General features: G+C 71.8%; 11 protein-coding genes. 10 read left to right on the top strand and 1 reads right to left on the bottom strand.

Annotated elements, in window-relative coordinates; all coding sequences use genetic code 11:
* Positions 1-27: 27 nt before the first annotated feature.
* The 7 genes from DIE06_RS10605 (at position 28) to DIE06_RS10575 (ending at position 6,855) form a co-directional block, all read left to right on the top strand.
* Entirely contained in the window at positions 28-672 is a 645-nt protein-coding gene (locus DIE06_RS10605; RefSeq protein WP_124661383.1) for an RNA polymerase factor sigma-70, read from the top strand.
* A 95-nt stretch (positions 673-767) separates the two neighbouring features.
* A complete protein-coding gene (locus DIE06_RS10600; protein ID WP_124661382.1) occupies positions 768-1,010 on the top strand; it encodes an MbtH family protein in 243 nt (80 codons plus the stop codon).
* Between the two features lie 45 nt (positions 1,011-1,055).
* The gene (locus tag DIE06_RS10595) at positions 1,056-2,075 is read left to right on the top strand and encodes a TauD/TfdA family dioxygenase (RefSeq protein ID WP_124661381.1); all 1,020 of its coding nucleotides are present in this window, start codon (positions 1,056-1,058) and stop codon (positions 2,073-2,075) included.
* Positions 2,065-2,928, top strand: coding sequence for an ABC transporter ATP-binding protein (locus DIE06_RS10590; protein WP_124661380.1), 864 nt, complete (start codon positions 2,065-2,067; stop codon positions 2,926-2,928). Before DIE06_RS10595 ends, DIE06_RS10590 begins: the two co-directional genes overlap by 11 nt.
* On the top strand, positions 2,925-5,018 hold the full coding sequence (gene fhuB, locus DIE06_RS10585) for a Fe(3+)-hydroxamate ABC transporter permease FhuB (protein ID WP_124661379.1): 2,094 nt from the start codon (positions 2,925-2,927) through the stop codon (positions 5,016-5,018). Before DIE06_RS10590 ends, fhuB begins: the two co-directional genes overlap by 4 nt.
* On the top strand, positions 5,015-5,815 hold the full coding sequence (fhuF, locus tag DIE06_RS10580; protein ID WP_124661378.1) for a siderophore-iron reductase FhuF: 801 nt from the start codon (positions 5,015-5,017) through the stop codon (positions 5,813-5,815). The genes fhuB and fhuF overlap by 4 nt, the downstream gene beginning before the upstream one ends.
* 5 nt (positions 5,816-5,820) lie before the next feature.
* Positions 5,821-6,855 (top strand): ABC transporter substrate-binding protein, encoded by a 1,035-nt coding sequence (locus DIE06_RS10575; protein ID WP_124661377.1) that lies wholly within the window; start codon positions 5,821-5,823, stop codon positions 6,853-6,855.
* Positions 6,856-7,075: 220 nt separating this feature from the next.
* Here the strand turns inward: DIE06_RS10575 and DIE06_RS10570 are convergent, their stop codons facing one another.
* Positions 7,076-8,830 (bottom strand): cyclic peptide export ABC transporter, encoded by a 1,755-nt coding sequence (locus DIE06_RS10570; RefSeq protein ID WP_124661376.1) that lies wholly within the window; start codon positions 8,828-8,830, stop codon positions 7,076-7,078.
* A gap of 272 nt (positions 8,831-9,102) precedes the next feature.
* On the opposite strand from DIE06_RS10570, the gene DIE06_RS10565 reads away from it, so the two are divergent.
* From DIE06_RS10565 to DIE06_RS38245, 3 genes are read left to right on the top strand one after another with little or no spacing between them, the layout of a single operon-like run.
* The gene (locus DIE06_RS10565; protein ID WP_124661425.1) at positions 9,103-18,789 is read left to right on the top strand and encodes a non-ribosomal peptide synthetase; all 9,687 of its coding nucleotides are present in this window, start codon (positions 9,103-9,105) and stop codon (positions 18,787-18,789) included.
* Between the two features lie 9 nt (positions 18,790-18,798).
* Positions 18,799-23,793 carry a non-ribosomal peptide synthetase gene (locus DIE06_RS10560; RefSeq protein WP_124661375.1) on the top strand — a complete coding sequence of 1,665 codons (4,995 nt, stop codon included), beginning with the start codon at positions 18,799-18,801 and terminating at the stop codon, positions 23,791-23,793.
* The gene (locus tag DIE06_RS38245) at positions 23,783-23,932 is read left to right on the top strand and encodes a hypothetical protein (RefSeq protein WP_185733384.1); all 150 of its coding nucleotides are present in this window, start codon (positions 23,783-23,785) and stop codon (positions 23,930-23,932) included. The genes DIE06_RS10560 and DIE06_RS38245 overlap by 11 nt, the downstream gene beginning before the upstream one ends.
* The last annotated feature ends 30 nt before the right edge of the window (positions 23,933-23,962 follow it).

The following is a 23,962-nucleotide window of genomic DNA, read 5'->3' as shown; positions in this document are numbered from 1 at the left end:
TATCTCGGAATTAGACGGAGCAGATCGATGGCAATGGCGGAAGTGCTCGAACGACCGGCGGCGGCAACGGCGAACCCGTTCCTCGGCAGTTATCCGGACCTGCCATCGCGCGCCGCGCCGCGTGCGCAGGGCGCGCTGCTCGACGTGCTGGTTTCCCATCGCGCGATGCTCGTCAACGTCGCGCGCGGCTTCGTCGGTTGTGCGAGCCGGGCCGAGGATGTCGTGCACGACGTGTTCGTGAAGCTCGTCGAATTCCCGAACCAGGACGCGGTGCGCCAGCCGGTCGCGTACGTGACGCGGATGGTGCGCAACGCGTCGATCGACGCGTGCCGCCGGCAAAGCCTCGAGAACGTCTATCACACGGAAGAGGACGACGGCTTCGATGTGCCGTCGCCGGAACCGACACCCGAGGCCGCGCTGATGACGCGCGACACGTTGCGCCGCGTGTGGGCCGCGCTCGACGACCTGCCGGCGCGCAGCCGCGCGGCGTTCGAGATGGTACGGCTGCGCGAGGAGACGCTGCAGACCGCGGCGCGCGCGCTGAACGTGTCGCAAACACTCGTGCATTTCATGGTGCGCGACGCGGAGCGGCACTGCGCGGAATGCCTCGACGCATGCCATCGCGGCGTCGCGTGCCCGGTGTTTCTCGGCGGCCGTGCGCGACGGCGGTAAAAAATCGCGCCGGCCAATCGTCTTCAAGACAGGAGCGGCCGATTCGACCGTTCGCCGCTTCGCATCCTTCAACCACCTCCCGCCTTTTTTCGATCATGACGCAAGCCACGACGCCTTCCGCCGACACCGACGACCTCGTCTACACGGTCGTCATCAACGACGAAGAACAGTATTCGATCTGGCCGACGTTCCGGCCCGTGCCGGCCGGCTGGCGCGAGGTCGGCATGCGCGGCCCGAAGGCCGACTGCCTCGCGCACATCGAGACCGTCTGGACCGACATGCGCCCCGCGAGCCTGCGCCGCGCGATGGACGGCGACCGCGCGATGCGCGCGTCGTGACCCGCTGCGCCGCGTGTGCGGCGCGCCACCTGAAGAGGACGTTGCATGACCCTGCTTTCGTTGCCGACGCTCGACGACCTGCGTATCGAGCCGGGGCTGCCCACCGTCGTATCGCCGCGCAGCGCCGACGGCATGTCGATCGAAGAGATCGCGCCGCTCGCGCATGCGATCGCGGCCGACACGCTCGAACGGGCGGGCGGTGTGCTGTTCACGGGCTTTCACGTGCCGTCGATCGATGCGTTCCAGCAGTTCGCGGCATCGTTCGGCGATCCGCTGATCGGCTATGAATACGCGTCGACGCCGCGCAGCCAGGTCGAAGGTGCCGTCTACACGTCGACCGAATACCCGCCGCACCGTGCGATTCCGCTGCACAACGAGCAGTCGTACACGCGCGAGTGGCCGCTGCGGATCTGGTTCCATTGCGCGCTCGCGGCGCCGAAGGGCGGTGCGACGCCGATCGCGGACAGCCGCGCCGTCCATCGCGCGCTCGATCCGGCGCTGGTCGCGCGCTTCGAGCAGCGCGAGCTGCTGTACGTGCGCAATTTCGGCCAGGGGCTCGACCTGCCATGGCAGCAGTCGTTCGGCACCGACGAGCCAGCCTCGGTCGAGCGGATGTGCGCGGCGCGCGGGATCGAATGCGCATGGCGCACCGACGACGACGGCGAACTGCTGCTGCGCACGCGCGAACGCTGCCAGGCCGTCGCGCGCCATCCGCGCACCGGCGACCGCGTGTGGTTCAACCAGGCGAACCTGTTTCACCTGTCCGCGCTCGACGACGACATGCAGGAAGCGCTCGTCGACGCGGTCGGGCTCGAGAACGTGCCGCGCAACGTGTACTACGGTGACGGCGAACCGCTCGAGGCCGACGCGCTCGCGGAAATCCGCGGCGTGCTCGACCGCCAGCGCATCGTGTTCCCGTGGCGAACGGGCGACGTGCTGATGCTCGACAACATGCTGACCGCGCATGCGCGCGATCCGTTCGACGGGCCGCGCAAGGTGGTCGTCGCGATGGCGCAGAGTTACACGGTCCCGCGCGCGACCGAACGGAGGACCGATGACGCGTAGTACCGCCGCGCTTGCCGCGCGCGGACTGACGGTGGGTTATCGCGACCATGTCGTGATCGACGGGCTGGACCTGTCGATCGCGGCCGGTCGCGTCACGGCGCTGTGCGGTCCGAACGGCTGCGGCAAGAGCACGCTGCTGCGCACGCTCGCGGGCCTGCAGCCCGCGCGTGCGGGCCAGATCGACGTGAACGGCAAGCCGCTCGCGTCGTTCCGCCGTCGCGCGCTCGCGCGCGAACTCACGATGCTCGCGCAGTTCAACCAGATTCCGTCGGGGCTGACCGTGCGCGAGCTCGTCGCGTACGGGCGCTACGCCTATGGCGGCTTCCTGCGCGGACTGTCGCGCGCCGATCATGCGGCGATCGACGAGGCACTCGACACGAGCGGCTTGTCCGGCGACGCCGAGCGTGACGTCGGCTCGCTGTCGGGCGGCGAGCGCCAGCGTGCGTGGATCGCGATGGCGCTCGCGCAGCAGGCGCAGATCGTCCTGCTCGACGAGCCGACGACCTATCTCGACATCCATCACCAGCTCGACATCCTCGACGCATTGCGTGCGCTGAACCGCGCGCGCGGGCTGACGATCGTGTGGGTCCTGCACGACCTGAACCAGGCGGCCGCGTACAGCGACGACATCGTGCTGATGCGTGCCGGCCGCCTCGTCGCCCAGGGCTCGCCCGACGCGATGCTGGAGCCGGCGCGGCTGCGCACGGCCTTCGGCGTCGACATGCTGAAGCTCGCGCATCCGCGGACGGGCGCGCCGATGTGCGTGCCGGCCTACGGGCCGCCGGCATCCGGCAGGGCGGGCGCGTTCGATCGCGCCGTCGATCGCGCTGTCGACCCGGATATCGCCGTATGACGACGTTCGCGATGCGCAAGCGGCTCGCGGCGAGCGGGCAGGAAGCGGCATCCGGCCGCCGTGCCGGCGCGATCGCGCTTGGCTTCGTCGCGTTGATCGCGGTGCTGGCGGTGCTGCGCGTCGCACCGGACCTGCGCGTGTGGTGGAACGCGGTGCCGGGCAGCGACGCTGCTGCGCTCGCGGGCGTGTTCCTGTTCGACCTCAACCTGCCGCGCGTCGCTGCCGCGCTCGTCGCGGGCGGCTGCCTCGGCATCGCGGGCGCGCTGTTCCAGTCGCTCACGCGCAACCCGCTCGCGTCGCCCGACCTGCTCGGCGTGACGGGCGGCGCCCAGCTCGGCCTGCTCGCGGCGATGCTGGTGCCAGCGCTCGCCGGTGTCGCGTCGGTGCCGCTGCTGTTCGTCTGCGGGCTGATCGCCGCCGCGTGCGCGATCGTCGCGGCCGGCGGCTGGCGCGCGACGCCGCTGCGGCTCGTGCTCGCGGGCAGCGTCTGCATGCTGCTGTTCGCGGCGCTGTCGACGCTCGTGCTCGCGTTCTTCGAGCAGAACATCGCAGGCGCCGCGCTGTGGACCAACGGCAGTCTCTATCAACCGGGCGCGACCGGGCTCGCGCTCGCCGCGCGCTGGCTGGTCGTGCCGCTGCTGGCACTGCCGTTCGTGATCCGGCCGCTGAATCCGCTCGCGCTCGGCGACGAGGCGGCGGCCGCGGCCGGCGTGCGTGTCGATGCGACGCGGCTCGCGGCGACGATCGTCGCGGTCGCGTTCACGAGCGTGGCCGTCAGCATCGCGGGCCCGCTGTCGTATGTCGGGCTCGTCGCGCCGAACCTGCTGCGCCAGGTGCGCGGCGCCCGCGCGGCCCGGCTCGGCGTGCTGGTGCCGCTGTCGGCGCTCGCGGGCGGTGCGCTCGTGCTCGTCACCGACAGCGCGGTACTCGCGTCGGGCCTCGACGCGACGCTGTCGACCGGCGTCGCGATCGCGCTCGTCGGCACGCCGCTGATGCTCGCAATGATCCGGCGCGGCGCCGCGTGGTCGGGCGTGCTGCACGCGCAGGCCGAACCCGCGGCCGGCAACGGCTCGACACGCGTGGTCGGCTGGCTCGAACGGCTCGGCTGGCCGCTGCGTAGCGCGCTGTTCGTCGCGGCCGCCGTGCTCGTCGTGTTCGTCGGTGTGTCGGCCGGCCCCGAATGGCTGTCGCCGGCACGCTGGTCCGCCGCGCTGTCGGGCCACGATGCCGTCGCGCGGATGCTGATCGACCTGCGCATGCCGCGGCTGCTGTGCGCGCTCCTCGCGGGCGCTCTGCTGGCGGCGAGCGGGGTCGCGATGCAGAGCGTCGTGCGCAATCCGCTCGCCGGCCCCGAAGTGCTCGGCGTCACGCAGGGCGCGGGGCTCGTCACGCTGTTCGCGTTGTCGACGTGGCCGCTGATGGGCCACGTGACGCTCGCGGCGGCCGCGTTGATCGGCGGTGCGCTGTCGCTCGCGATCACGCTCGTGCTGAATCACCGGCATCGTTACGCACCGCTCGCGGTCGCGCTGACCGGTATCGCGATCGGCGCGCTGTGGACCACGCTCGCGCAATGGCTGATCACCCAGGAAAGCGTGCAGCCCGCGCGCTTCGTCGTCTGGCTCGTCGGCGGCACCTATGGCCGCAGCTGGGGCGAGGTGTCGATGCTGCTGCCGTGGTGCGTGCTCGCGGTCCCCGTATTCGCATGGCTCGCGCGGCCGCTCGACATGCTCGCGCTCGGCGACGACCAGGCGGCCGCGCTCGGCCTGCCGGTCGCCGCGCTGCGGCCGCTCGCGCTGACGATCGCGACGCTCGCCGCCTGCGCGGCCGTCGCGGCGGTCGGGCCGGTCGGCTTCATCGGGCTGATGGCGCCGCATGTCGCGACGATGCTCGGCGCGCGCCGGCATCGCACGCGGCTGTGGCTCGCGGCCGCATGCGGCGCGCTGATCCTCGGCCTGGCCGATCTGGCCGCCCGCACGGTCGTCGCGCCGCGCGAAGTGCCGGCCGGCGTGCTGACCGCGCTGATCGGCGCGCCATACCTGCTCGGGCTGCTGATCCTCGAGGGGCGCCGCGCCCGGCGCGCGGGGCGATGACGCCGGCGCTCGACGGCGCGTGCGCCACGCGCTTCTCGGCGTTCGCGCCCGAAGCGTTCGCCGCGCATCTCGATGTCGTGTGGCTCGGGATGCCGGACGATGCACACGCGCCGGGCCGGATCCTCGTGCCGGTCAGCGCGCTGCCCGATCATCGCGAGGCCGTGCTCGACGCAATGGTCCGCCATTACGGCGGCAATCCCGCGCAGCATGCGCGTGCGCTGATGTCGCAATGGAGCAAGTACTACTTCGGCCGCGCGGCACCCGCCGGCGTGGTCGCCGCGCTGACGCTCGGCCGGCCGCTCGACATGGCGCCGGAACGCACGTTCGTCGCGCTCGACGACGGGATGCCGGCCGCGCTTTATTTCTCGCCGGATGCGCTCGGCGCACCGTGCGACGCGCCCGCGTCGCGCTATGCGGGGCTCGTCGCGCATCTCGGCGCGGTGATCGACCTGCTTGCGGCGATGGGCCGCGTCACGCCGCGCGTGCTGTGGAGCAACGCGGGCAACCTGCTCGACTATCTGCTCGATACCTACCGTGCGCTGCCGTGCGTGGCGAATCCCGTAAGCGATGCCGACTGGTTGTTCGGCGCGTCCTGCGTCCATGGCGAACCGAATCCGCTGCGCCTGCCGGTGCGCGACGCCGTGCCGCGCTCGCCGCTGCTGCCGACGCCGTTTCGCGCGCGCCGCGTGTGCTGCCTGCGCTATGAAATTCCTGGAGAAACGCAACTGTGTGGAAGCTGCCCCCTTCTATTGACGATGGACGACGCGGCGCTGGCCGGGCAGGACGCGATCCGGTGACGCCGGTGAGACGTGCCGCCCGCCGTCATGCGCTCGGCGCACTGACCGCGCTCGGCGCCGCATGCTGCGGCGCGTGGGTTGCGCCGGCCGTCGCGGTCGCCGGCGACGCGCGCGCCGGGCAGGGCAGCACGACAACGCGACAAGGCCGCTCGCTCGCAGGCAATCCCGTGGTCTCGCAGGCCAGCGCGACGATGCCCGAGCGACCCCAGCGCGTGGTCGCGCTCGACTTCATGTTCGCCGAAAGCGTGATCGCGCTCGACATCGTGCCGGTCGGCATGGCCGATACCGCGTTCTATCCGGGCTGGCTCGGCTACCAGAGCGACCGGCTCGCGCACGTGACCGACATTGGCTCCCGCCAGGAGCCCGGGCTCGAGGCGATCGCCGCGGTGAAGCCCGATCTCATCATCGGCGTGGGCTTCCGGCATGCGCCGATCTTCGCCGCGCTCGACCGGATCGCGCCGACGATCCTGTTCCAGTTCAGCCCGAACGTGTCGGAACACGGCATGCCGGTCACGCAGCTCGACTGGATGCGGCAGATCTTCCGGACGATCGGCACCGTGACCGGACGCGATGCGCGCGCGCAGGCGGTCGAAGCGCAACTCGACGCGGGGATCGTACGCAATGCGGCGCGGCTCAAGACGGCCGGGCGCGGCGGCGAACGCATCGCACTGCTGCAGGATCTCGGGCTGCCCGACCGCTACTGGGCCTATACGGGCAACAGCACGTCGGCGGGCCTCGCGCGCGCGCTCGGGCTCGATCCGTGGCCGAAGAAGCCGACGCGGGAAGGCACGCTTTACGTGACATCCGCCGATCTGCTCCGGCAACGCGATCTCGCCGTGCTGTTCGTCACCGCGATGGGGATCGACGTGCCGCTGTCGTCGAAGCTCGATTCGCCGGTGTGGCGTTTCGTGCCCGCGCTGCGCGAGCACAGGATCGCGCTCATCGAGCGGAACATCTGGGGGTTCGGCGGGCCGATGTCGGCGCTGAAGCTGGCCGACGTGATGACCGATACGATGCTGAAGCTGCCGGCCGTGCGCTGAACGAGTCGCTCGTCGTGAGCGGGCGGGGCAGCGTGTCGGGCCGCGTTGTCATCCGCGTGCCGCATTGACGTTCGTTCTGCGGCATTCCGGTGATGTCACGTGTCTAAGTACACCGAATAATATTTCCTTCCGGATCTTCCCGATCGTCCGAATCTTCTGAACCGAACACCGCCCCGCGCACCGCAATGGTTGCGCGCGGGCGGCCGGTGTTGATGCTTGTTTACGCGCTCAGCGCGTCCGCCCCCTCCCGTGCGCGCGAACGCGAGGGCGTCGTGTCGCTGACGATCTGCCCGTTGTCGAGCTTCAGCAGGCGATCGGCGAGATCGAAATAGCGGTCGTCGTGCGTGATCACGATCACGGCCTTGCCGCGCGCGCGCAGCTCGGGCAGCAGCTGCTCGTAGAACACTGCCTTGAACGACGGATCCTGGTCGGCCGCCCATTCGTCGAACAGGTAGAACGGCCGGTCCTCCAGATACGCGACGACGAGCGCGAGCCGCTTGCGCTGTCCGGTCGACAGCGCGCGGTTCGAGAACGCGCCGTCGACGACCTTCACCTTGTGATCGAGCGCGAGCTTCGCGACCAGCGCGTTCGCGCGCGCATCGGCCTGCGCACGCGCCGGATCGTCAGGATCGTCCGGGTCGACGATGCCGAGCAGTGCATCGAACAGGTGGAAGTCGTTGAACACCGCGCTGAAGCGCTGCCGGTACGCGGCACGCTCGCGCCAGCCGATCGTGTGGCCGTCGACCTCGATCGCGCCTTCCTCCGGCTCGTAGAGGCCCGTCAGCACCTTCGCGAGCGTGGTCTTGCCGCTGCCGTTGCCGCCGACGATGAACACGAGTTCGCCCGGCCGGATCGTCAGGTCGATCGGCCCGATGCGGAACATCCGTTCGTCGCGCTCGTGGAAGTAGGCGTGCGTGACGCCGCGCAACGTGACGGCGCCGGCCGGCGGCACGTCGGGGGCAACGCTGGCGGGCGGCACCGTGCGCAGCGCGCCGAATTCGGCCATCACGCCTTCGATGCGCCCGAGCGACACGCGCGCCGCATTGACGGTCGGCAGGTTGTTCAGCAGTCCGTCGAGCGGCACCAGCATGAACAGGAACACGACGACGTAGCCGGCCGCCGTGCCCGCATCGGCATGCACGCCGAGCTGCGGCCAGAATGCGGCCGCGCCGAGGAACACATAGAACAGGAAGATGATCCAGCCGACGCCGACCGCGTACGCGCTGAACGCGCGGCGGCGGTGGTCGCGCACCTCGCCGATCGCGGCGCCGAGCTGGCCGTCGACGAACTGGCGCGCGCGCGCGTCGTGCAGCTTCAGTTCCTTCGCACCGGAGAACAGCGAGCCGAGATAGCCGAACAGGCGGTCCTGCGCGTGGCCGGCCGCCTCGAGCGACGCGATCGCGCGGCGATCGCCGGTGTGATAGCCGAGCGAGCCCGCGATGATCGCGGTCAGCGCGAGCACGCACACGGGCCACGACAGCCACGCGAGATAGCCGAGGCAGCCGAACACGATCGAGCCGTGCATCACCAGGTTCGGCAGCGCGAAGAACAGCATCGACACGTTGGTCGCGTCGTCGGTCAGAACCGACTGCACGGGCGCCGCGCCGATCCGCTCGATATCGCGCAGCTCGGCCGCGCCGACGCGCCGCGCGAGATGCACGCGCAGCCGCGCCATCGTGTCCTGCGACAGCCGGGCGAACAGCGTGCCCGACACGATGCGCGTGACGAGCGCGATCACCGCGCACAGCGCGAAGCGCCACGCGAGCGACGCATCGGCTGCGCCGGGCGTCGCGAGCGCGCGGTTCAGCGTCGCGACGAGCAGCACGCTCGCGACGCCGTTGAGTACGCAGGCGACGAGCGCCAGCGCGAGCGATGCGCGGCTTTCGCGCAGCAGCGCGAGGATCAGGCGGGCCGCGGGGCGGCCGGGGGAAGCGTCGAGGGACGGCGGGGAAGAAGGCTCGTGGGCGGCTGTCATCGGCAACGTCGGTAAATGATGGGCAGGCAAACCCTGCGGAAACGGCAGGACTGGTGCGAAAGCAGCACGCGGGACGGGCCCGGTCGCGGCTTTCCTCCCTGATAGACGAACGGGCCGCGCAAATATTTAGCCCTGCCTTCAAAAAATGCGTCCGTGCCGACTTTGCCCGCAAAACGGTAAAAAATCGGCCGCGCCGTTCGTCACACCAGTGAAGCCGCCCCATGCGGCCCCGAGACTTGGCCGAAGCGGCCGGACCGAAGGACTTCACGCACATGACGAGTTTCCCGACTGCGTTGCATCACCGAATCCGCGAACTGGCGCGCCGTGCGCCCGACGCGCCCGCGCTCGCCGCGCCTTTCCAGAATGACCTGCGCCTGTCGCGCGGCGCGCTCGACGCGCGTGCGTCGCACCTTGCCAGCCAGCTGCGTGCGGCCGGTGTCGGCGCGGAAGTGCGGGTCGGCGTGTGCGTCGAACGCTCGTGCGAGCTGTTCGTCGCCTTGCTGGCCGTACTGAAGGCGGGCGGCGTGTTCGTGCCGCTCGATCCGCGTCATCCGGCCGCGCGCCTCGACTGGATCGTCCGCGATGCGCAACTGCGCCACGGGATCGTCGATGCGGCGGGCCGCGCTGCGCTCGTCACGTCGTTCGAATACGTGTTCGACGCGGCGTCCGCGGAGGACGCCGCCTTCGTCGACGTCGACGACGAAGACGTGCCGGTGCATCCGCGCTCGGCCGCCTACATGATCTATACGTCGGGCTCGACCGGCACGCCGAAGGCGGTGGTCGTCGAGCACGGGCCGCTCGCCGCGCATTGCGACGCGCTCGCGGCCGCGCTGCCGATCGAAGGCGGCGACCGCCTGCTGCATTTCGCGTCGGTCAACTTCGATGCCGCGCACGAATGCTGGCTCGCGCCGCTCGCGATCGGCGCGAGCGTGACGATTGCGCCGCCGCAGCCGTTCTCACCGGACGCCGCCCATGCGCTGATGATGCGCGAGTCGGTCAGCGTCGCCGCGTTCCCGCCGGCCTACCTGCGTGAATTCGCGGCCGTCGCCGCGCGCGACGGCGTGCCGCCGGCCTTGCGCGTGCTCGCGTTCGGCGGCGAAGCACTGCCGCAACAGGCATTCGAATTCGTGCGCCGCACGTTCCCGTCGGTGCGCCTGATCAACGGCTACGGGCCGACCGAGGCCGTGATCTCGCCGATGCTGTGGCCGGTTGAGCCGGGTGAAACGCCCGTGCTGGCGGCGGACGACGCGTATGCGTCGCTGCCGATCGGCCGCGCGATCGGCCCGCGGGTCGCGCGCATCGATCGCGACGCGCAACGCGCATCGGGCGAAGCAGGCGACGGCGGCGAGCTGCTGCTCGGCGGCGTATGCATCGCGCGCGGCTATCACGGCCGCCCGGCGCTGACCGCCGAACGCTTCATTCCCGATGCGGACGGCGAGCCCGGTGCGCGCGTATACCGCACCGGCGACCTCGCACGACTGCGTGCCGACGGCGCTTTCGACTATCTCGGCCGCCTCGACGACCAGGTCCAGGTGCGCGGCGTGCGCGTGGAGCCCGCCGAAATCGCCGCATGCCTGCGCACGCATCCGGCGGTGGCCGATGCGGCCGTGATCGCCGAAGACGGCAACGGGCCAACGCGGCTGATCGCGTGCGTCGCGCTGCGCGCGGCTGCCGACGACGCAGCGCTGAAGGCGCACGTGGGCGCGCAGTTGCCCGCCGCGTGGCAGCCGCACCGGTTCGTGCGCTGCGACGCGCTGCCGTACACGCTGAACGGCAAGATCGACCGTGCCGCGCTGCGCGAGCGCATCGCCGCCGCGCGCGACACCGGGCAACCCGCAGGCGACGCGCCGTGCACGCCGACCGAGCAGCAGATCGCGGGTCTCTGGCAGACGCTGCTCGGCCTCGACACGACGCCGTCGCGCGACGACCGCTTCTTCGCACTGGGCGCCGACTCGCTCGCCGCGATGCAACTGCAGGCCGCGATCCGCGCCGGGTTGCGCGTGAACCTGCGGCTCGACACGCTGTTCGCCGATCCGGTACTGGCCGAGCTGGCCGCGCACGTCGATCGCGCGGAACGCGAAACGAGCGAGCCGCTGACCGCGATTGCCGCACGCCGTGCACCGGCCGATGGCGCAGCATCGGATGTGCCGTATGTCGATCGTGCCGCATCGCTCGCACAGCAACGGTTCTGGGTGCTCGCGCAAACGCGCGACGCCAGCGCCGCGTATCACATCGCCGCGCACTGGAAGATCGACGGCGCGCTCGACCGCGCCGCGCTGCAGCGCGCGCTCGATCACGTGATCGGGCGGCACGCCGCGTGGCGCACGACGCTCGTCGACCATGACGACGGCATCGTGATGCAGCGCATCCATGCTCATCTGCCGGTTTCGATCGCGATGCTCGATTTGCGCACGCAACCGCCGGCTGTACGCGATGCGCAAGCCGCGCGCATCGCCGAACGCGACGCGGGCGCGCCGTTCGATCTGTCGAACGGGCCGCTGCTGCGCGCGACGCTCGTCGTGTTTGCCGACGCGCGCCATCGGCTGCTGCTCACCGCGCATCACGCGATCACCGACGGCTGGAGCTCGCGCTGCGCATTCGACGAGTTGTCGGCCGCGTACCGCGCGTATGCGGAGGGCCGCGAACCGTCGTTGCCGGAACTGCCGATCCAGTACGCCGACTACGCGGACTGGCAGCGCGACATGCTCGCCGGCGGCGAAGGCGAGCGTCAGCTCGACTACTGGCGCGGTGCGTTGCGCGGCGTGCCGGGCCCGCTCGCGCTGCCGGTCGACCGGCAGCCGGGCGCGACGCGCACGCTGCAGGGTGCACGCGTGTCGGTCCGCCTGCCCGACGCGGTCGCGGCCGACGTACGCCGTCTCGCGCGCGACGCGCAGGCCACGGTCTTCACGGTGCTGCTGGCCGCGCTCGACGCCTGGCTGTCGCGCCTGACCGGCGAGACCGACGTGGTCGTCGCGGTGCCGGTCGCGCATCGTCAGCGTCCGGAAACGCGCGCGCTGCTCGGCCTGTTCCTGAATACGGTCGCGCTGCGTGTACGCGTGACGCCGACGCTGCCGTTCCGCGCGCTGGTCGACACGGCACGCACGGCGGCACTCGGCGCGGTCGCGCACCAGGACGTGCCGTTCGAGCGCGTCGTCGACGCGGTGAAACCGCCCGTCAAGCGCGGCGACGAATGGCTGCGCGTGAAATTCGCGCAGCAGTTCGATGCACGGCACGATAGCGTGCTGCCGGGCGCGACCGCGGTTGCAACGCCGGGGCCCGATCTCGCCGCACGCTTCGACTTCGCTCTGGATTTCACCGACGACGCGCACGGGATCGAACTGGTCGCCGCCCATGCGACCGACTGCATCGATGCCGACACCGCGCGCGCATGGCTCGACAGCTATGCGACGCTCGTCGGGTCTGCTGCACATGAACCGCACCGCACGACGGCCGAACTGCCGTGCGATGCGTCTCCGGCATCGCGCCAGCCGCGCGACGGCCGTGCATTGAAGACCGAACACGCCGACATCGTCGCCGCATTCGCACGGCAGGCCGCTGCGTATCCGCATCGTGTCGCGCTCGCCGATGCGTCGGCGTCGCTGACGTTCGCGGAGCTCGACGATGCGTCGAACCGCATCGCACATGCACTGAAACTGCGCGGCGCGACGGCCGAAGCACCCGTCATCGTCTGCATCGAGCGCTCGGCCCGCTTCGTCGTCGGCCTGCTCGGCGCACTGAAGGCCGGCGCGCTGGCCGTGCTGCTCGACCCGGCGCAGCCGGCCGCACGCCTCGCGGCCGCGGCCGCCGATTGCGGCGCACGCTGGGCGCTCGTCGCGCAGGGCCGGGATGTGGCCGCGTGGCCGGCCGCCGGCGACGCGCAGCCGCTCGACGTCGACGCGCTCATGCAGGACGCAGCGCTCGCACTTGCAGCCGGCGTACGCGTCGCGCCGCATCCTGAACAGGGCGCCTATCTGATCTATACGTCGGGTTCGACCGGCACGCCGAAGGGCGTCGTCGTGTCGCACGGCGCACTGGCCGACTACGTGCAGGGGATGCTCGACGAACTCGCGTTCGCACCGGACGCGTCGTTCGCGATGGTGTCGACCGTCGCCGCCGATCTCGGCCACACGACGCTGTTCGGCGCGCTGTGCGCGGGCCGCACGCTGCACCTGCTGCCGGCCGCGTGCGCGTTCGACCCGGACCTGTTCGCGGACGAGATGCGCCGCCGCGACGTCGGTGTGCTGAAGATCGTGCCGAGCCACCTGCAGGCACTGCTCGACGCGCGCGTGCCGGCCGACGTGCTGCCGCGCCACGCGCTCGTGACCGGCGGGGAAACGCTCACGTGGACGCTGGTGGCGCGCATCGCCGCGCTCGCGCCCGCCTGCCGCGTGATCAACCATTACGGGCCGACCGAAGCGACCGTCGGCGCGATCGCGTGCGACACCACATCGGTCGCCGCCGATGCGCGCGATCCCGCGAGTGGCGTACCGCTCGGCGTGCCGCTGCCGAATGCGCGCGCGCTGGTGCTCGACGCGTTCGGCGCATGCGTGCCGGCCGGCGCGACGGGCGAGCTGTACCTGGGCGGGCCGGGCGTGGCGCGCGGCTACCTGAACCGGCCGGCGCAGACCGCCGAGCGCTTCGTGCCCGATCCGTTCACGCCCGGTGCGCGCCTGTATCGCACCGGCGACCGCGTGCGCCTGCGCGCGGACGGTCATCTCGCGTTCCTCGGCCGCATCGATGAGCAGGTGAAGATCCGCGGCTATCGCGTCGAACCGGGCGAGGTGAGCGCGGCGGTACGCGCGGCCGGCCCGATCGCGCAGGCCGAGACGCTCGCGATCGCGCACGACGGCCGCCTGCGCCTTGCGACGTTCGTCGTGACGCGCGACGGCGCGGCATTCGACGAAGCCGCCGTGCGCGCGGCGCTCGGCGCGACGCTGCCCGACTACATGGTGCCCGCGCAGTTCGTCGCGCTCGCGCGCCTGCCGGTGACCACGAACGGCAAGATCGATCGCGCGGCGCTGCGCGAGCTGGCCGCCGCGCCGGTGGCCGCAGTTACCGGCGACGCGCCGCAAGGCCCGGTCGAAACGGCGCTCGCGGAAGTCTGGCAGGCGGTGCTGAAGGCGCCGCACGTCGGCCGCGACGACAACTTCTTCGAGCTCGGCGGCGATTCGATCCTCGTGCTGCAGGTGATCGCACGCGCCCGCAAGCGAGGCGTGCGCTTCACGCCGAAGCAGCTGTTCGACGGCCCGACGGTCGCCGAACTCGCGCGCATCGCGAAGACCGAGGACGTTGCCGCCCCCGCGCCGGCCGCGGGCTCTGCAGCGCCTGCGCCGACTCGGCCCGCAGCGGCTGCGGACGTGATGCTGACGCCTGCACAGCAGCGCTTCTTCGCGCTCGACGTGCCGCATCCGGGCCACTGGAACCAGTCGGTCGCGTTCGACGTGCGCGGTCCGTTCGACGCCGATGCATTCGCGCGGGCGTTCGATACGTTGCTGACCCATCACGACGCATTCCGCCAGCGCTTCGCGCGCGGCGCGGACGGCAACTGGCACGCGAGCGAGGCGGCCAAACCATGCGACGTGCTGCCGTTCGTCGAAGTCGCCGCACAAGACGAAGCCGACGCACTGGCGCGCTTCAATGCGCTGCAGCGCCGTCTCGATCTCGGCCGCGGGCCGCTCGCCTGCGCATGCGCGGCACGGCTGCCGGACGGCGCGACGCAGCTGTATCTGGCGATTCACCACGCGATCGTCGACGGCGTGTCGTGGCGCATCCTCCTCGAGGACCTGGACGCCGCGTATCGCGCCGCATGCGAGCGCATGCCGGTTCGCCTGTCGCAGCCCGGCCTGCGCGCGGATGCATGGGCCGCACGCCTCGCGCGCGCCGCGACGGAACCGGCATCGCCGTTCGCCGCTGAAACGGCTTACTGGGCCGGCATGGCACAGGGCGACGACCTCGTGCCCGATCATCCCGACGCAGCGGCGACGAACGCCGACGCGGCCGTCGTCGTGCAGACGATCGACGCGGCCCTGACCCGCGCCGCGCTGACCGACGCGCACGCCGCGTATCGCACGCAGACGATCGAACTGCTGGCCGCGGCGCTCGCCCTGACGCTGGCCGGTGCTCGCAGCGCTGCTTCGTGCCGCGTCGAACTCGAAGGGCATGGCCGCGAGGCGCTGTTCGACGATGCGGACGCGAGCCGCACGATCGGCTGGCTGACGAGCCACTATCCGGTGACGCTGCCGGTCGAAGCCACGGCGCGCGACACGCTGTGCGCGGTCAAGGACACGCTGCGCGCGGTGCCGCACAAGGGGCTCGGCTTCGGCGTGCTCGCGCACTACGGCGACGCGGCGACACGTGCGGCACTGGCCGCCGTGCCGCGTCCGCGCGTCACGTTCAACTATCTCGGCCAGTTCGACGCACCGCGCGACGCGCCGCTCGTGCCGCGCTTCGGCGGCACCGGCATCGAACGCGACCCGCAAGGGCCGCTCGGCAACACGCTCGCGATCCATGCGTACCTGGACACCGACCGAGACGGCGCGCGCACGCTGAAGGTTCACTGGGTATACGGCGCGCCGCAGTTCGAGCGCGCGACGATCGATGCATTCGCGCAACGCTTTGCCGCCGCATTGCGCGAACTCGCCGATGCATGCGCGTCGCGGGTCGCGCATCGCGGCGGCGGGGCGACGCCCGGCGATTTCCCGCTCGCGCAGGCCGCCGGCCTCACGCAGGCCGCGATCGAACGCGCGCCGCTCGACTGGCGCACGATCGACGACGTGTACCCGCTGTCGCCGATGCAGCAGGGGATCCTGTTCCATGCGCTGTTCGTGCCGGGGCACGCAAGCTACGTGAACCAGCTCGTCGCGACCGCGACGGCGCTCGATGCCGATCGGCTCGCGGCCGCGTTCGGCGCATCCGTCGCGCGCCACGACATCTTGCGCACGAGCGTGATGCCCGACGAGGCCGCGCCGCTGCAATGCGTGCATCGCCATGCGCGGATGCCGGTCGAGCAGCTCGACTGGCGCACGCGCGGCGCCACGCTGGACACCGACTTCGACGCGTGGCTCGCGGCCGACCGCGCGCGCGGCTTCGACTGGCGCAAGCCGCCGCTGATGCGGCTCACACTGATCCGCGTCGCCGATGACGCGTGGCGCGTCGTCTGGACGCGCCATCACGTGCTGCTCGACGGCTGGAGCACCGCGCGCCTGCTCGCGGACGTGCTGCGCGACTATCGCGACCCCGATGCGGTGTCGCCGTTCGCGAGCCGCCCGACGCTGCGCTATCGCGACTTCATCGCGTGGCTCGGCACGCGCGACCGCAAGGCCGACGAGCGCTTCTGGACCGGTCGGCTCGCGCGTCTCGACGCGCCGACGCTGATCGCCGGGCGCGCGGCCGACCGCGCGGACGCCGAGATGGTCACGTGGCGCGCGACGCTCGACGTGGCTGCGACGAAGCGCGTCGCACAAACGGCGCGTACGCTGAAGCTGACCGTCAACACGCTGGTGCAGGGCGCCTGGGCGCTCGCGCTGCAGCGCATGACGCACCAGCCGGCCGTTGCGTTCGGCGCGACCGTCGCGGGCCGTCCCGATGCGCTCGCGGACGTCGATACGGTGCTCGGCCTCTTCATCAATACGCTGCCGGTGATCACGGCACCGGCGCCGCAGCAACGCGCGGCCGACTGGCTGCAGGCGCTGCAGCGCGAGAACGCGGCCGCCGCCGAGCATGCGCACACGCCGCTCGCCGACATCCAGCGCTGGGCACGCGGCGCGGGCGGCGCACTGTTCGACACGCTGGTCGTGTTCGAGAACTATCCGGTCGACGACACGGCACGCGACGCCGATCCGCGCGCGCTCGCGCTGAGCGGCGTGCGCAGTAGCGAGTCGACCGATTTCGCGCTGACGCTCGTGATCGAGAGCGGCGCCGAGCTGACGATCGACTACGGCTACGACACCACGCGCGTCGATGCGCACCAGGTCGAGACCTGGCACCGCGCGTTCGCGTGTGCGCTCGATGCACTGGCCCGCACGCCGGACGCGCTGCTCGGCACACTGTCGATCGCCGACGACGCGACGCACGACGCACTGGCACGCGCGCAGGGCACCGCGCGGACGTGGCCGGCCGCACAAAGGCGGCCGCTGCATCTGCAATTCGCGCGAGCCGCGCACGCGAGGCCCGACGCGATCGCCCTCGAGTATGCGGACGCTGACGGCAACATGCGGCGTGCGACCTATCGCGAACTCGACCAGAACACGACGCGCGTGGCCGCCGCATTGCGCCGGCGCGGCGTGAAGCCCGACACGCCGGTCGCGTTGTGCGTCGAGCGCTCGTTCGACATGGTGACGGCGCTCGTCGGCGTGTTGAAGGCCGGCGCCGCGTACCTGCCGGTCGATCCCGACTATCCGGCCGAGCGCATCGCGTATCTGCTGCGCGATGCGCGGCCCGCCGTCGCGATCACGCAGCCGCATCTGCGCGCGCGGGTCGAGGCCGCGCTCGGCGACGACGCGACGACGCAATTGCTGACGCTCGCCGATCTGCTCGCCGATGAAGCGGGCGCCACCGCCGCCGACATCGTCGACGCTGCACAGCTCGCGTACCTGATCTACACGTCCGGTTCGACCGGCAAGCCGAAGGGCGCCGGCAACTCGCACGGCGCGCTCGCGAACCGGATCGCATGGATGCAGCACGCGTACCGGCTGACCCGCGACGACGTCGTGCTGCACAAGACGCCGTTCGGCTTCGACGTGTCGGTGTGGGAATTCGTGTGGCCGCTCGCGACCGGCGCGAAGCTCGCGATCGCCGCGCCCGGCGACCATCGCGATCCGGCCCGCCTCGCGGCCGCGATCCATGCGCACGGCGTGACGGTGCTGCACTTCGTGCCGTCGATGCTGGCCGCGTTCGCCGCGTACCTCGACGATTTCCCGGCCGCCGCGCAATGCGACAGCGTGCGCCTGATCGTCGCGAGCGGCGAGGCGCTCGCGCCCGAACTCGTCGCGAAGGTCGCACGGCTGTTGCCGAACGCGACGCTCGTGAACCTGTACGGGCCGACGGAAGCCGCGATCGACGTGTCGCACTGGACCTGCGGCCCCGACGACGCGCGCGCCGTCGCGGTGCCGATCGGCCATCCGATCGCGAACCTGCAACTGCACGTGCTCGACGCGGCCTGGCAGCCGGTGCCGGCCGGCGCGACCGGCGAACTGTATCTGGCGGGCGCGGGCCTCGCGCGCGGCTATCTCGGCCGCCCGGGTCTGACCGCCGAGCGTTTCGTGCCCGATCCGTTCGTGCCGGGCGCGCGCATGTATCGCACCGGCGACCTCGCACGGCGTCGCGCCGATGGCGCGCTCGACTACCTCGGCCGCGTCGACACGCAGGTGAAGCTGCGCGGCCAGCGGATCGAGCCGGGCGAAATCGAGGCGCTGCTGCGCACGGCGCCGGGCGTGCACGACGCGGTCGTGATCGTGCGCGACGAGCAGCTGGTCGGCTATGTCGCACGCGGCGACGCGGGGCCGCTCGACCGTGCAGTCCTGCTGGATGCGCTGCGCGCGCAGTTGCCGGCATACATGGTGCCGTCGCAGCTGATCGAGCTCGACGCGCTGCCGGTCACGCCGAACGGCAAGTGCGACCGCCATGCGTTGCCCGCGCCGGTGCGCGAGACGGCCGCGGCCGTCGAACTCGCGACCGACACGGAGCGCGCGCTCGCGGCGATCTGGCAGCGCGTGCTGCACGTGGACGCGATCGGCCGCGACGACGATTTTTTCCTGCTCGGCGGCCACTCGCTGCTCGCGACGCAGGCCCACGCGCAGGCGAACCTGCACTGGAGTCTCGCGCTGCCGCTGCGCACGCTGTTCGACACCCGCACGCTCGCACGCTGCGCGGACGCGATCGACGCGGCCTGCGCGGCCCGCGGCAAGACCGACGCGGCGAGCGCGATCGACGCGCTGCTCGGCGAACTGGAAACCCAATAAGGACGACGGATGACGAAGGTTCAACCCGACTGGCTCGCGCTCGCGACGCGTTTCGCGCAACTGCCCGACGCGCAGCGCGCGGTGTTTCTCGACAAGCTCGGCGCGGCCGGCATCGACTTTCGCGTGCTGCCGATCCCGCCGCGCACGCCGCGTAGCGACCGCGTGCCGGCGTCGTTCGCGCAGACGCGGCTGTGGCTGCATGCGCGCCTGATCGACGCGCCCGACGCGTATCACATCACCGAGCGGCTCGCGCTGACGGGCCCGCTCGACGCACACGCGCTGCGGCTCGCGTGCGATGCGCTGATCGCACGCCATGAAACACTGCGCACGACGTTCGACGAAGCGGAGGACGGTGTCGCGCAGACGATCCATCCGCCGCTGCGCTGCCCGTGGCGCGAGACCGATCTCGAAGCGTTGTCCGACGCGCAGCGCGCCGCACGCGCGGAAAGCGTCGCGTCGGCGGACGAAGCGGACGCGTTCGATCTCGGCACGGCGCCGCTCGTGCGCGCGCATCTGATCCGCTTCGACGCATCGAATCACTGGCTTGCGCTGACCGTTCACCATATCGTGTCGGACGGCTGGTCGTCGGATGTGATGATGTTCGAGCTCGCGTCGTTCTATCGCGCTTATGCGTCGGGCGAGCCGGTGCCGCTCGCGCCGCTGCCGATCCAGTATGCGGACTATGCGCTGTGGCAGCGCCGCTGGCTCGATGCCGGCGAACGCGATCGCCAGCTGGCGTTCTGGCGCGAGCGGCTCGATCCGCAGCGCGGCGTGATCACGCTGCCCGGCGCGGCCGCACGGCCCGCACGCCGCAGCGCGCGCGGTGCACGTCATGTGTTTTCGCTCGACGCGCGCACCGGTGCGCAATTGCGCGCGTTCGCGGCCGCGTCGGGCGCGACACCGTTCGCGGTGCTGCTCGCGGCGCTCGACGCGCTGCTCGCGCGCGCGACCGGCGATGCGCGGATCTGCGTCGGCGTGCCGGCCGCGAACCGCGAGCGTGCGGAAACCGCCGGGCTGATCGGCTTCTTCGTGAACACGCTCGCGATCGACGTCGACGTGCCCGCGCACGGCGATTTCGCGTCGCTGGTCGCGCGCACGCAGCGTACGCTCGTCGATGCGCAGATGCATCAGGACGTGCCGTTCGAGCAGGTCGTCGACGCGCTCGGCGTGCCGCGCAGCGCGAGCCACCATCCGCTGTTCCAGGTGATGGCCGCGTATGGCGAACGCCGCGCGCTGCCCGCGCTCGGCGCGACCTCGGCCACGTTGCTGCCGTCCGGCACGCCGTCCGCGAAATTCGACCTGACGCTTGCCGTCGAGGCAACGCCCGACGGCACGTTCGACGCCGCGTTCATCTACGCGCGCGACCTGTTCGATGGCGACGCGATCGCGCGGCTGGCCGCGCGCTTCGTCACGCTGCTCGGCGATGCGCTCGCGCGCCCCGACATGCCGGTCGGCGATCTCGACTGGCTGCCGGCCGACGAGCTCGCGCAGCTCTGTGCGTGGAACGCGCCGGCGGGCGCCGCCGACGCCGAACCATTCGTGCCGGTGCACACGCGCATCGCCGCGCATGCGAACGCACGGCCCGACGCACGCGGCGTCGCCGACATCGATCGCGCGCTGACGCGCGGCGAGGTCGACGCGCGCGCGGCACGTATCGCACGCAATCTCGTCGCGGCCGGCGTGCGGCCCGAAATGCGCGTCGGCGTCGCACTGCAGCGTTCGGTCGACCTGCTGGTCGCGCTGATCGCGGTGCTGAAGTCGGGCGCCGCGTTCGTGCCGCTCGATCCGGCCCACCCACGCGAACGCGTCGCGCAGATCGTCGGTGACGCGGGCATCGCGCACGTGCTGACCGACGGCGCGAGCGCCGCGTCGCTGCCCGAGCTGCCGTCGCTGCGCGTCTGGCGCGCGGACGAAGTCGACGCGCTCGACGAAGCCGCGGATGTCGGGCTGCCGGACGTGCTGCCCGGTCATGCGGCGTATGTGATCTATACGTCGGGCTCGACCGGCAAGCCGAAGGGCGTGGTCGTCGATCACGCGGCGTTCGCGCGGCACTGCGTGGCGATCGCGAAGCGCTACGGCGCGGGCGAGCACGACGTGTTCCTGCTGTTCCAGTCGGTCAATTTCGACGGTGCGCACGAAGGCTGGTTTTCGCAATACCTGTCGGGCGCCGCCGTGTCGGTGACGGCCGACGTGCTGTGGCCGCCCGCGCAGACCTGCGCGATGATGGTTCGCGACGGCGTGACGATGACCTACGTGCCGCCCGGCTGCGCCGCGCAGCTCGCGGAATGGGCGCTCGCGCATGGCGCGCCGCCGACGCTGCGCTCGCTGACCGTTGGCGGCGAGGCGACGTCGCGCGAGGCGTTCGCGATGCTGCGCCGCGCGATGCCGAACGTGCGCGTGGTCAACGGCTACGGCCCGACCGAAACCGTGATCACGCCGACGCTGTGGATGTTTCGTCCCGGCGACGATCTCGCGAAGCTCGGCGACGCCGCCTATCTGCCGATCGGCACGCTGGTCGGCGCGCGCACCGCGCACGTACTCGATGCGCGGCTGCATCCGTTGCCGGTCGGCGTGATCGGCGAGCTGTACCTGGGCGGGGAGGGGATCGGCGTCGCGCGCGGCTACCTCGATCGTCCCGCGCTGACGGCCGAGCGCTTCGTGCCGGATCCGTACGGTGCGCCGGGCACGCGCCTGTACCGCACGGGTGATCTCGTGCGGCGCCGCGCGGACGGCGTGTTCGACTTCATCGGCCGCGTCGATCATCAGGTGAAGCTGCGCGGGCTGCGCATCGAACTCGGCGAGATCGAAGCGCAGCTGGCCGCGCACGATGCGGTGCGCGAAGCGTGCGCGGTCGTGCACGGGCAGGGCGCGCAGGCGCAGCTCGTGGCCTACGTCGAACTGACCGCCGACGCGCAGGCCGCCGCGCGACCGGTCGAAGCCGCGACGCTCGACGCGCATTTGCGCCGCACGCTGCCCGACTACATGGTGCCCGCGCAGCTGATCGTGCTCGACGCGCTGCCGCGCAACGCGAACAGCAAGGTCGACCGTGCGCGGCTGCCGGCGCCGGTGCGCGTCGAACGTGCCTACGAAACGCCGCACGACGGCGACGAAGCCGCGCTCGCGGCGATCTGGCGCGACGTGCTGAATGTCGAGCGTGTCGGCCGCGGCGATCACTTCTTCGAACTCGGCGGCCATTCGCTGGCGGCGGTGCGCGTCGCGACGCGCGTCGCCGAGCGGCTCGGCCGCGACGTGCCGGTGCGTGCGCTGTTCGAAGCGCCGGTGCTCGCGCAGTATGCGCGCCAGGTGGCCGACGCGCCGCGCGCCGCGCACGCCGGTGCCGCGGCGCCGGGCGTCGCGGTGGTCAAACCCGATGCGCACGGCGTGTGGCCGCTGTCGCCCGCGCAGCTCGGCCTGTGGTTCCTGTGGCGCGCGCAGCCGGACAGCGCCGCGTACAACATTCCGGTCGTGCTGCGCGTGCGCGGTCCGCTCGACGTCGATGCACTGCGCGCGGCGTTCTCGGCGGCGGCGGTCGCGCACCCGGCGCTGCGCGCACGGCTCGTCATGCGCGACGGCATGCTGCCGGGCCAGCGGATCGATGCCGCTGCGCCCGTCGCGCTGCCGCTCGTCGACCTGTCCGCGCAGCCCGACGCGCTCGCCCGCGCGGCGGCACTGACCGACGCCGATGCGCTCGCGCCGTTCGATCTCGCGGCCGATGCGCCGCTGTGGCGCGCGTGCGTGCTGCGGCTCGCCGCGGACGATCACGTGCTGTCGGTGACGATCCATCACATCGTGTCGGATGGCGAATCGATCGAACTGTGGCTCGACGCGGTGCGGGCACGCTATGTCGACCTGGTCCGCGGCCTGGCGGCATCGGTGTCGACGCCTGCGCAAAGCGCACCGCTCGTGCTGCCCGCCCCGTGCCATCCGGCGCGCGTCGCGTACTGGCGCGACGCGCTGGCCGACCTGCCGTCCCCCGTGCTGCCGCAGCGCGCGAACGTGCCGGCCGTCCCGCAATGGCGCGCGGCGCGCATCGCGTTCGAGTTCGACACATCGCTGATCCGTGCCGCGCGCGATGCCGCGTCGGCTGCGCACGCGACGTTGCCGATGCTGCTGCATGCGGCGCTCAACACCGCGCTGTTCCGCGTGACGGGCGCGGCCGACCAGCCGGTCGGCGTGCTGGCATCGACGCGCGAGTTGACGGGCGATGCGGCGCGCGATGCGCTCGGTCTGTTCATCAATTCCGTGGTCGTGCGCACGCGGATCGACGCGACGGCCCGCCGCGCGGACGTGCTCGCACAGGTGCGCGACACGGCGCTCGCCGCGTATGCGCATGCCGACGTGCCGTTCGCCGACGTCGTCGCGGCGCTGCGCGCGCCACGTGCCGCGCAGGCCAATCCGCTGTTCCAGGTGATGTTCAACTACCTGCGCCCGAGCGGCGCCGCCGCGCGCGACTGGGCCGGCCTGTCGCTCGCCGACTTCGACGACGTGCGCCATCGCGTGGTGTTCACGCTGGAGCTGGACGTCGTCGAGCATCCGGACGGCCGCGTGAGCGCCGCGTTCTCGTATGCGGACGAACTGCTCGACGGGGGTTTCGTCGATGCGCTCGTCGAACGCTATCACGACGAAGTCGCGCGTTTCGCCGGTGCGCCGGAAGCGGCACTCGGCCTGCCCGATGCGCTGTTCGCCGCGCCGGCGGCGGTCGCAGTCGGCCCGGCCACAGGCCTGGCGACGCACGTCAAGACGGCATCGCGTGCCCCGAGCGCTGCAGCCGCGCTTGCCGCCCTGTGGTCGGACACGTTCGCGACGGCCGCACCCGCACCCGACGCCGATCTGTTCGAAGCCGGCGCGACGTCGTTCCACGTCGTGCGCTTCGTCGACGCGGCCAGCCGCGCCGGTCACGCGCTGACGGTGGCCGACGTATTCGCGTCGCCGACGCTCGCGGCGCTGGGCGCGCGCATCGATGCGTCGGCCCAAACGGCGCAGGAGGTGCGCGATGCTGGCTGAAGTGCGTCCGGACGGATTCACGATGCCCGATACCTGCCGTCTCGCGTTCGCGGACGGCCTGATCGCCGCGCGCGACGACGCGCAGCCGCTGTGGATGCGCACGCTGCGCGAGACCTTCTTCTCCGGCCGTCACGTCTGACGGGCCGGTTTCACCGACAAGGGAGCTGAG

The sequence above is a fragment of the Burkholderia sp. Bp8998 genome (assembly GCF_003854235.1).
Classification (GTDB): Bacteria; Pseudomonadota; Gammaproteobacteria; order Burkholderiales; family Burkholderiaceae; genus Burkholderia.
The sequence above is the reverse complement of the archived record's forward strand: the minus strand, read 5'-3'. Positions and strand labels throughout refer to the sequence as shown.

Excerpts from the sequence above, each read along its gene's own strand:
- DIE06_RS38245 (WP_185733384.1), top strand. The coding sequence starts at position 23,783 with ATGCTGGCTGAAGTGCGTCCGGACGGATTCACGATGCCCGATACCTGC.
- DIE06_RS10565 (WP_124661425.1), top strand. The coding sequence starts at position 9,103 with ATGACGAGTTTCCCGACTGCGTTGCATCACCGAATCCGCGAACTGGCG.
- DIE06_RS10595 (WP_124661381.1), top strand. The coding sequence starts at position 1,056 with ATGACCCTGCTTTCGTTGCCGACGCTCGACGACCTGCGTATCGAGCCG.
- DIE06_RS10605 (WP_124661383.1), top strand. The coding sequence starts at position 28 with ATGGCAATGGCGGAAGTGCTCGAACGACCGGCGGCGGCAACGGCGAAC.
- fhuF (WP_124661378.1), top strand. The coding sequence starts at position 5,015 with ATGACGCCGGCGCTCGACGGCGCGTGCGCCACGCGCTTCTCGGCGTTC.
- DIE06_RS10590 (WP_124661380.1), top strand. The coding sequence starts at position 2,065 with ATGACGCGTAGTACCGCCGCGCTTGCCGCGCGCGGACTGACGGTGGGT.
- fhuB (WP_124661379.1), top strand. The coding sequence starts at position 2,925 with ATGACGACGTTCGCGATGCGCAAGCGGCTCGCGGCGAGCGGGCAGGAA.
- DIE06_RS10570 (WP_124661376.1), bottom strand. The coding sequence starts at position 8,830 with ATGACAGCCGCCCACGAGCCTTCTTCCCCGCCGTCCCTCGACGCTTCC.
- DIE06_RS10560 (WP_124661375.1), top strand. The coding sequence starts at position 18,799 with ATGACGAAGGTTCAACCCGACTGGCTCGCGCTCGCGACGCGTTTCGCG.
- DIE06_RS10600 (WP_124661382.1), top strand. The coding sequence starts at position 768 with ATGACGCAAGCCACGACGCCTTCCGCCGACACCGACGACCTCGTCTAC.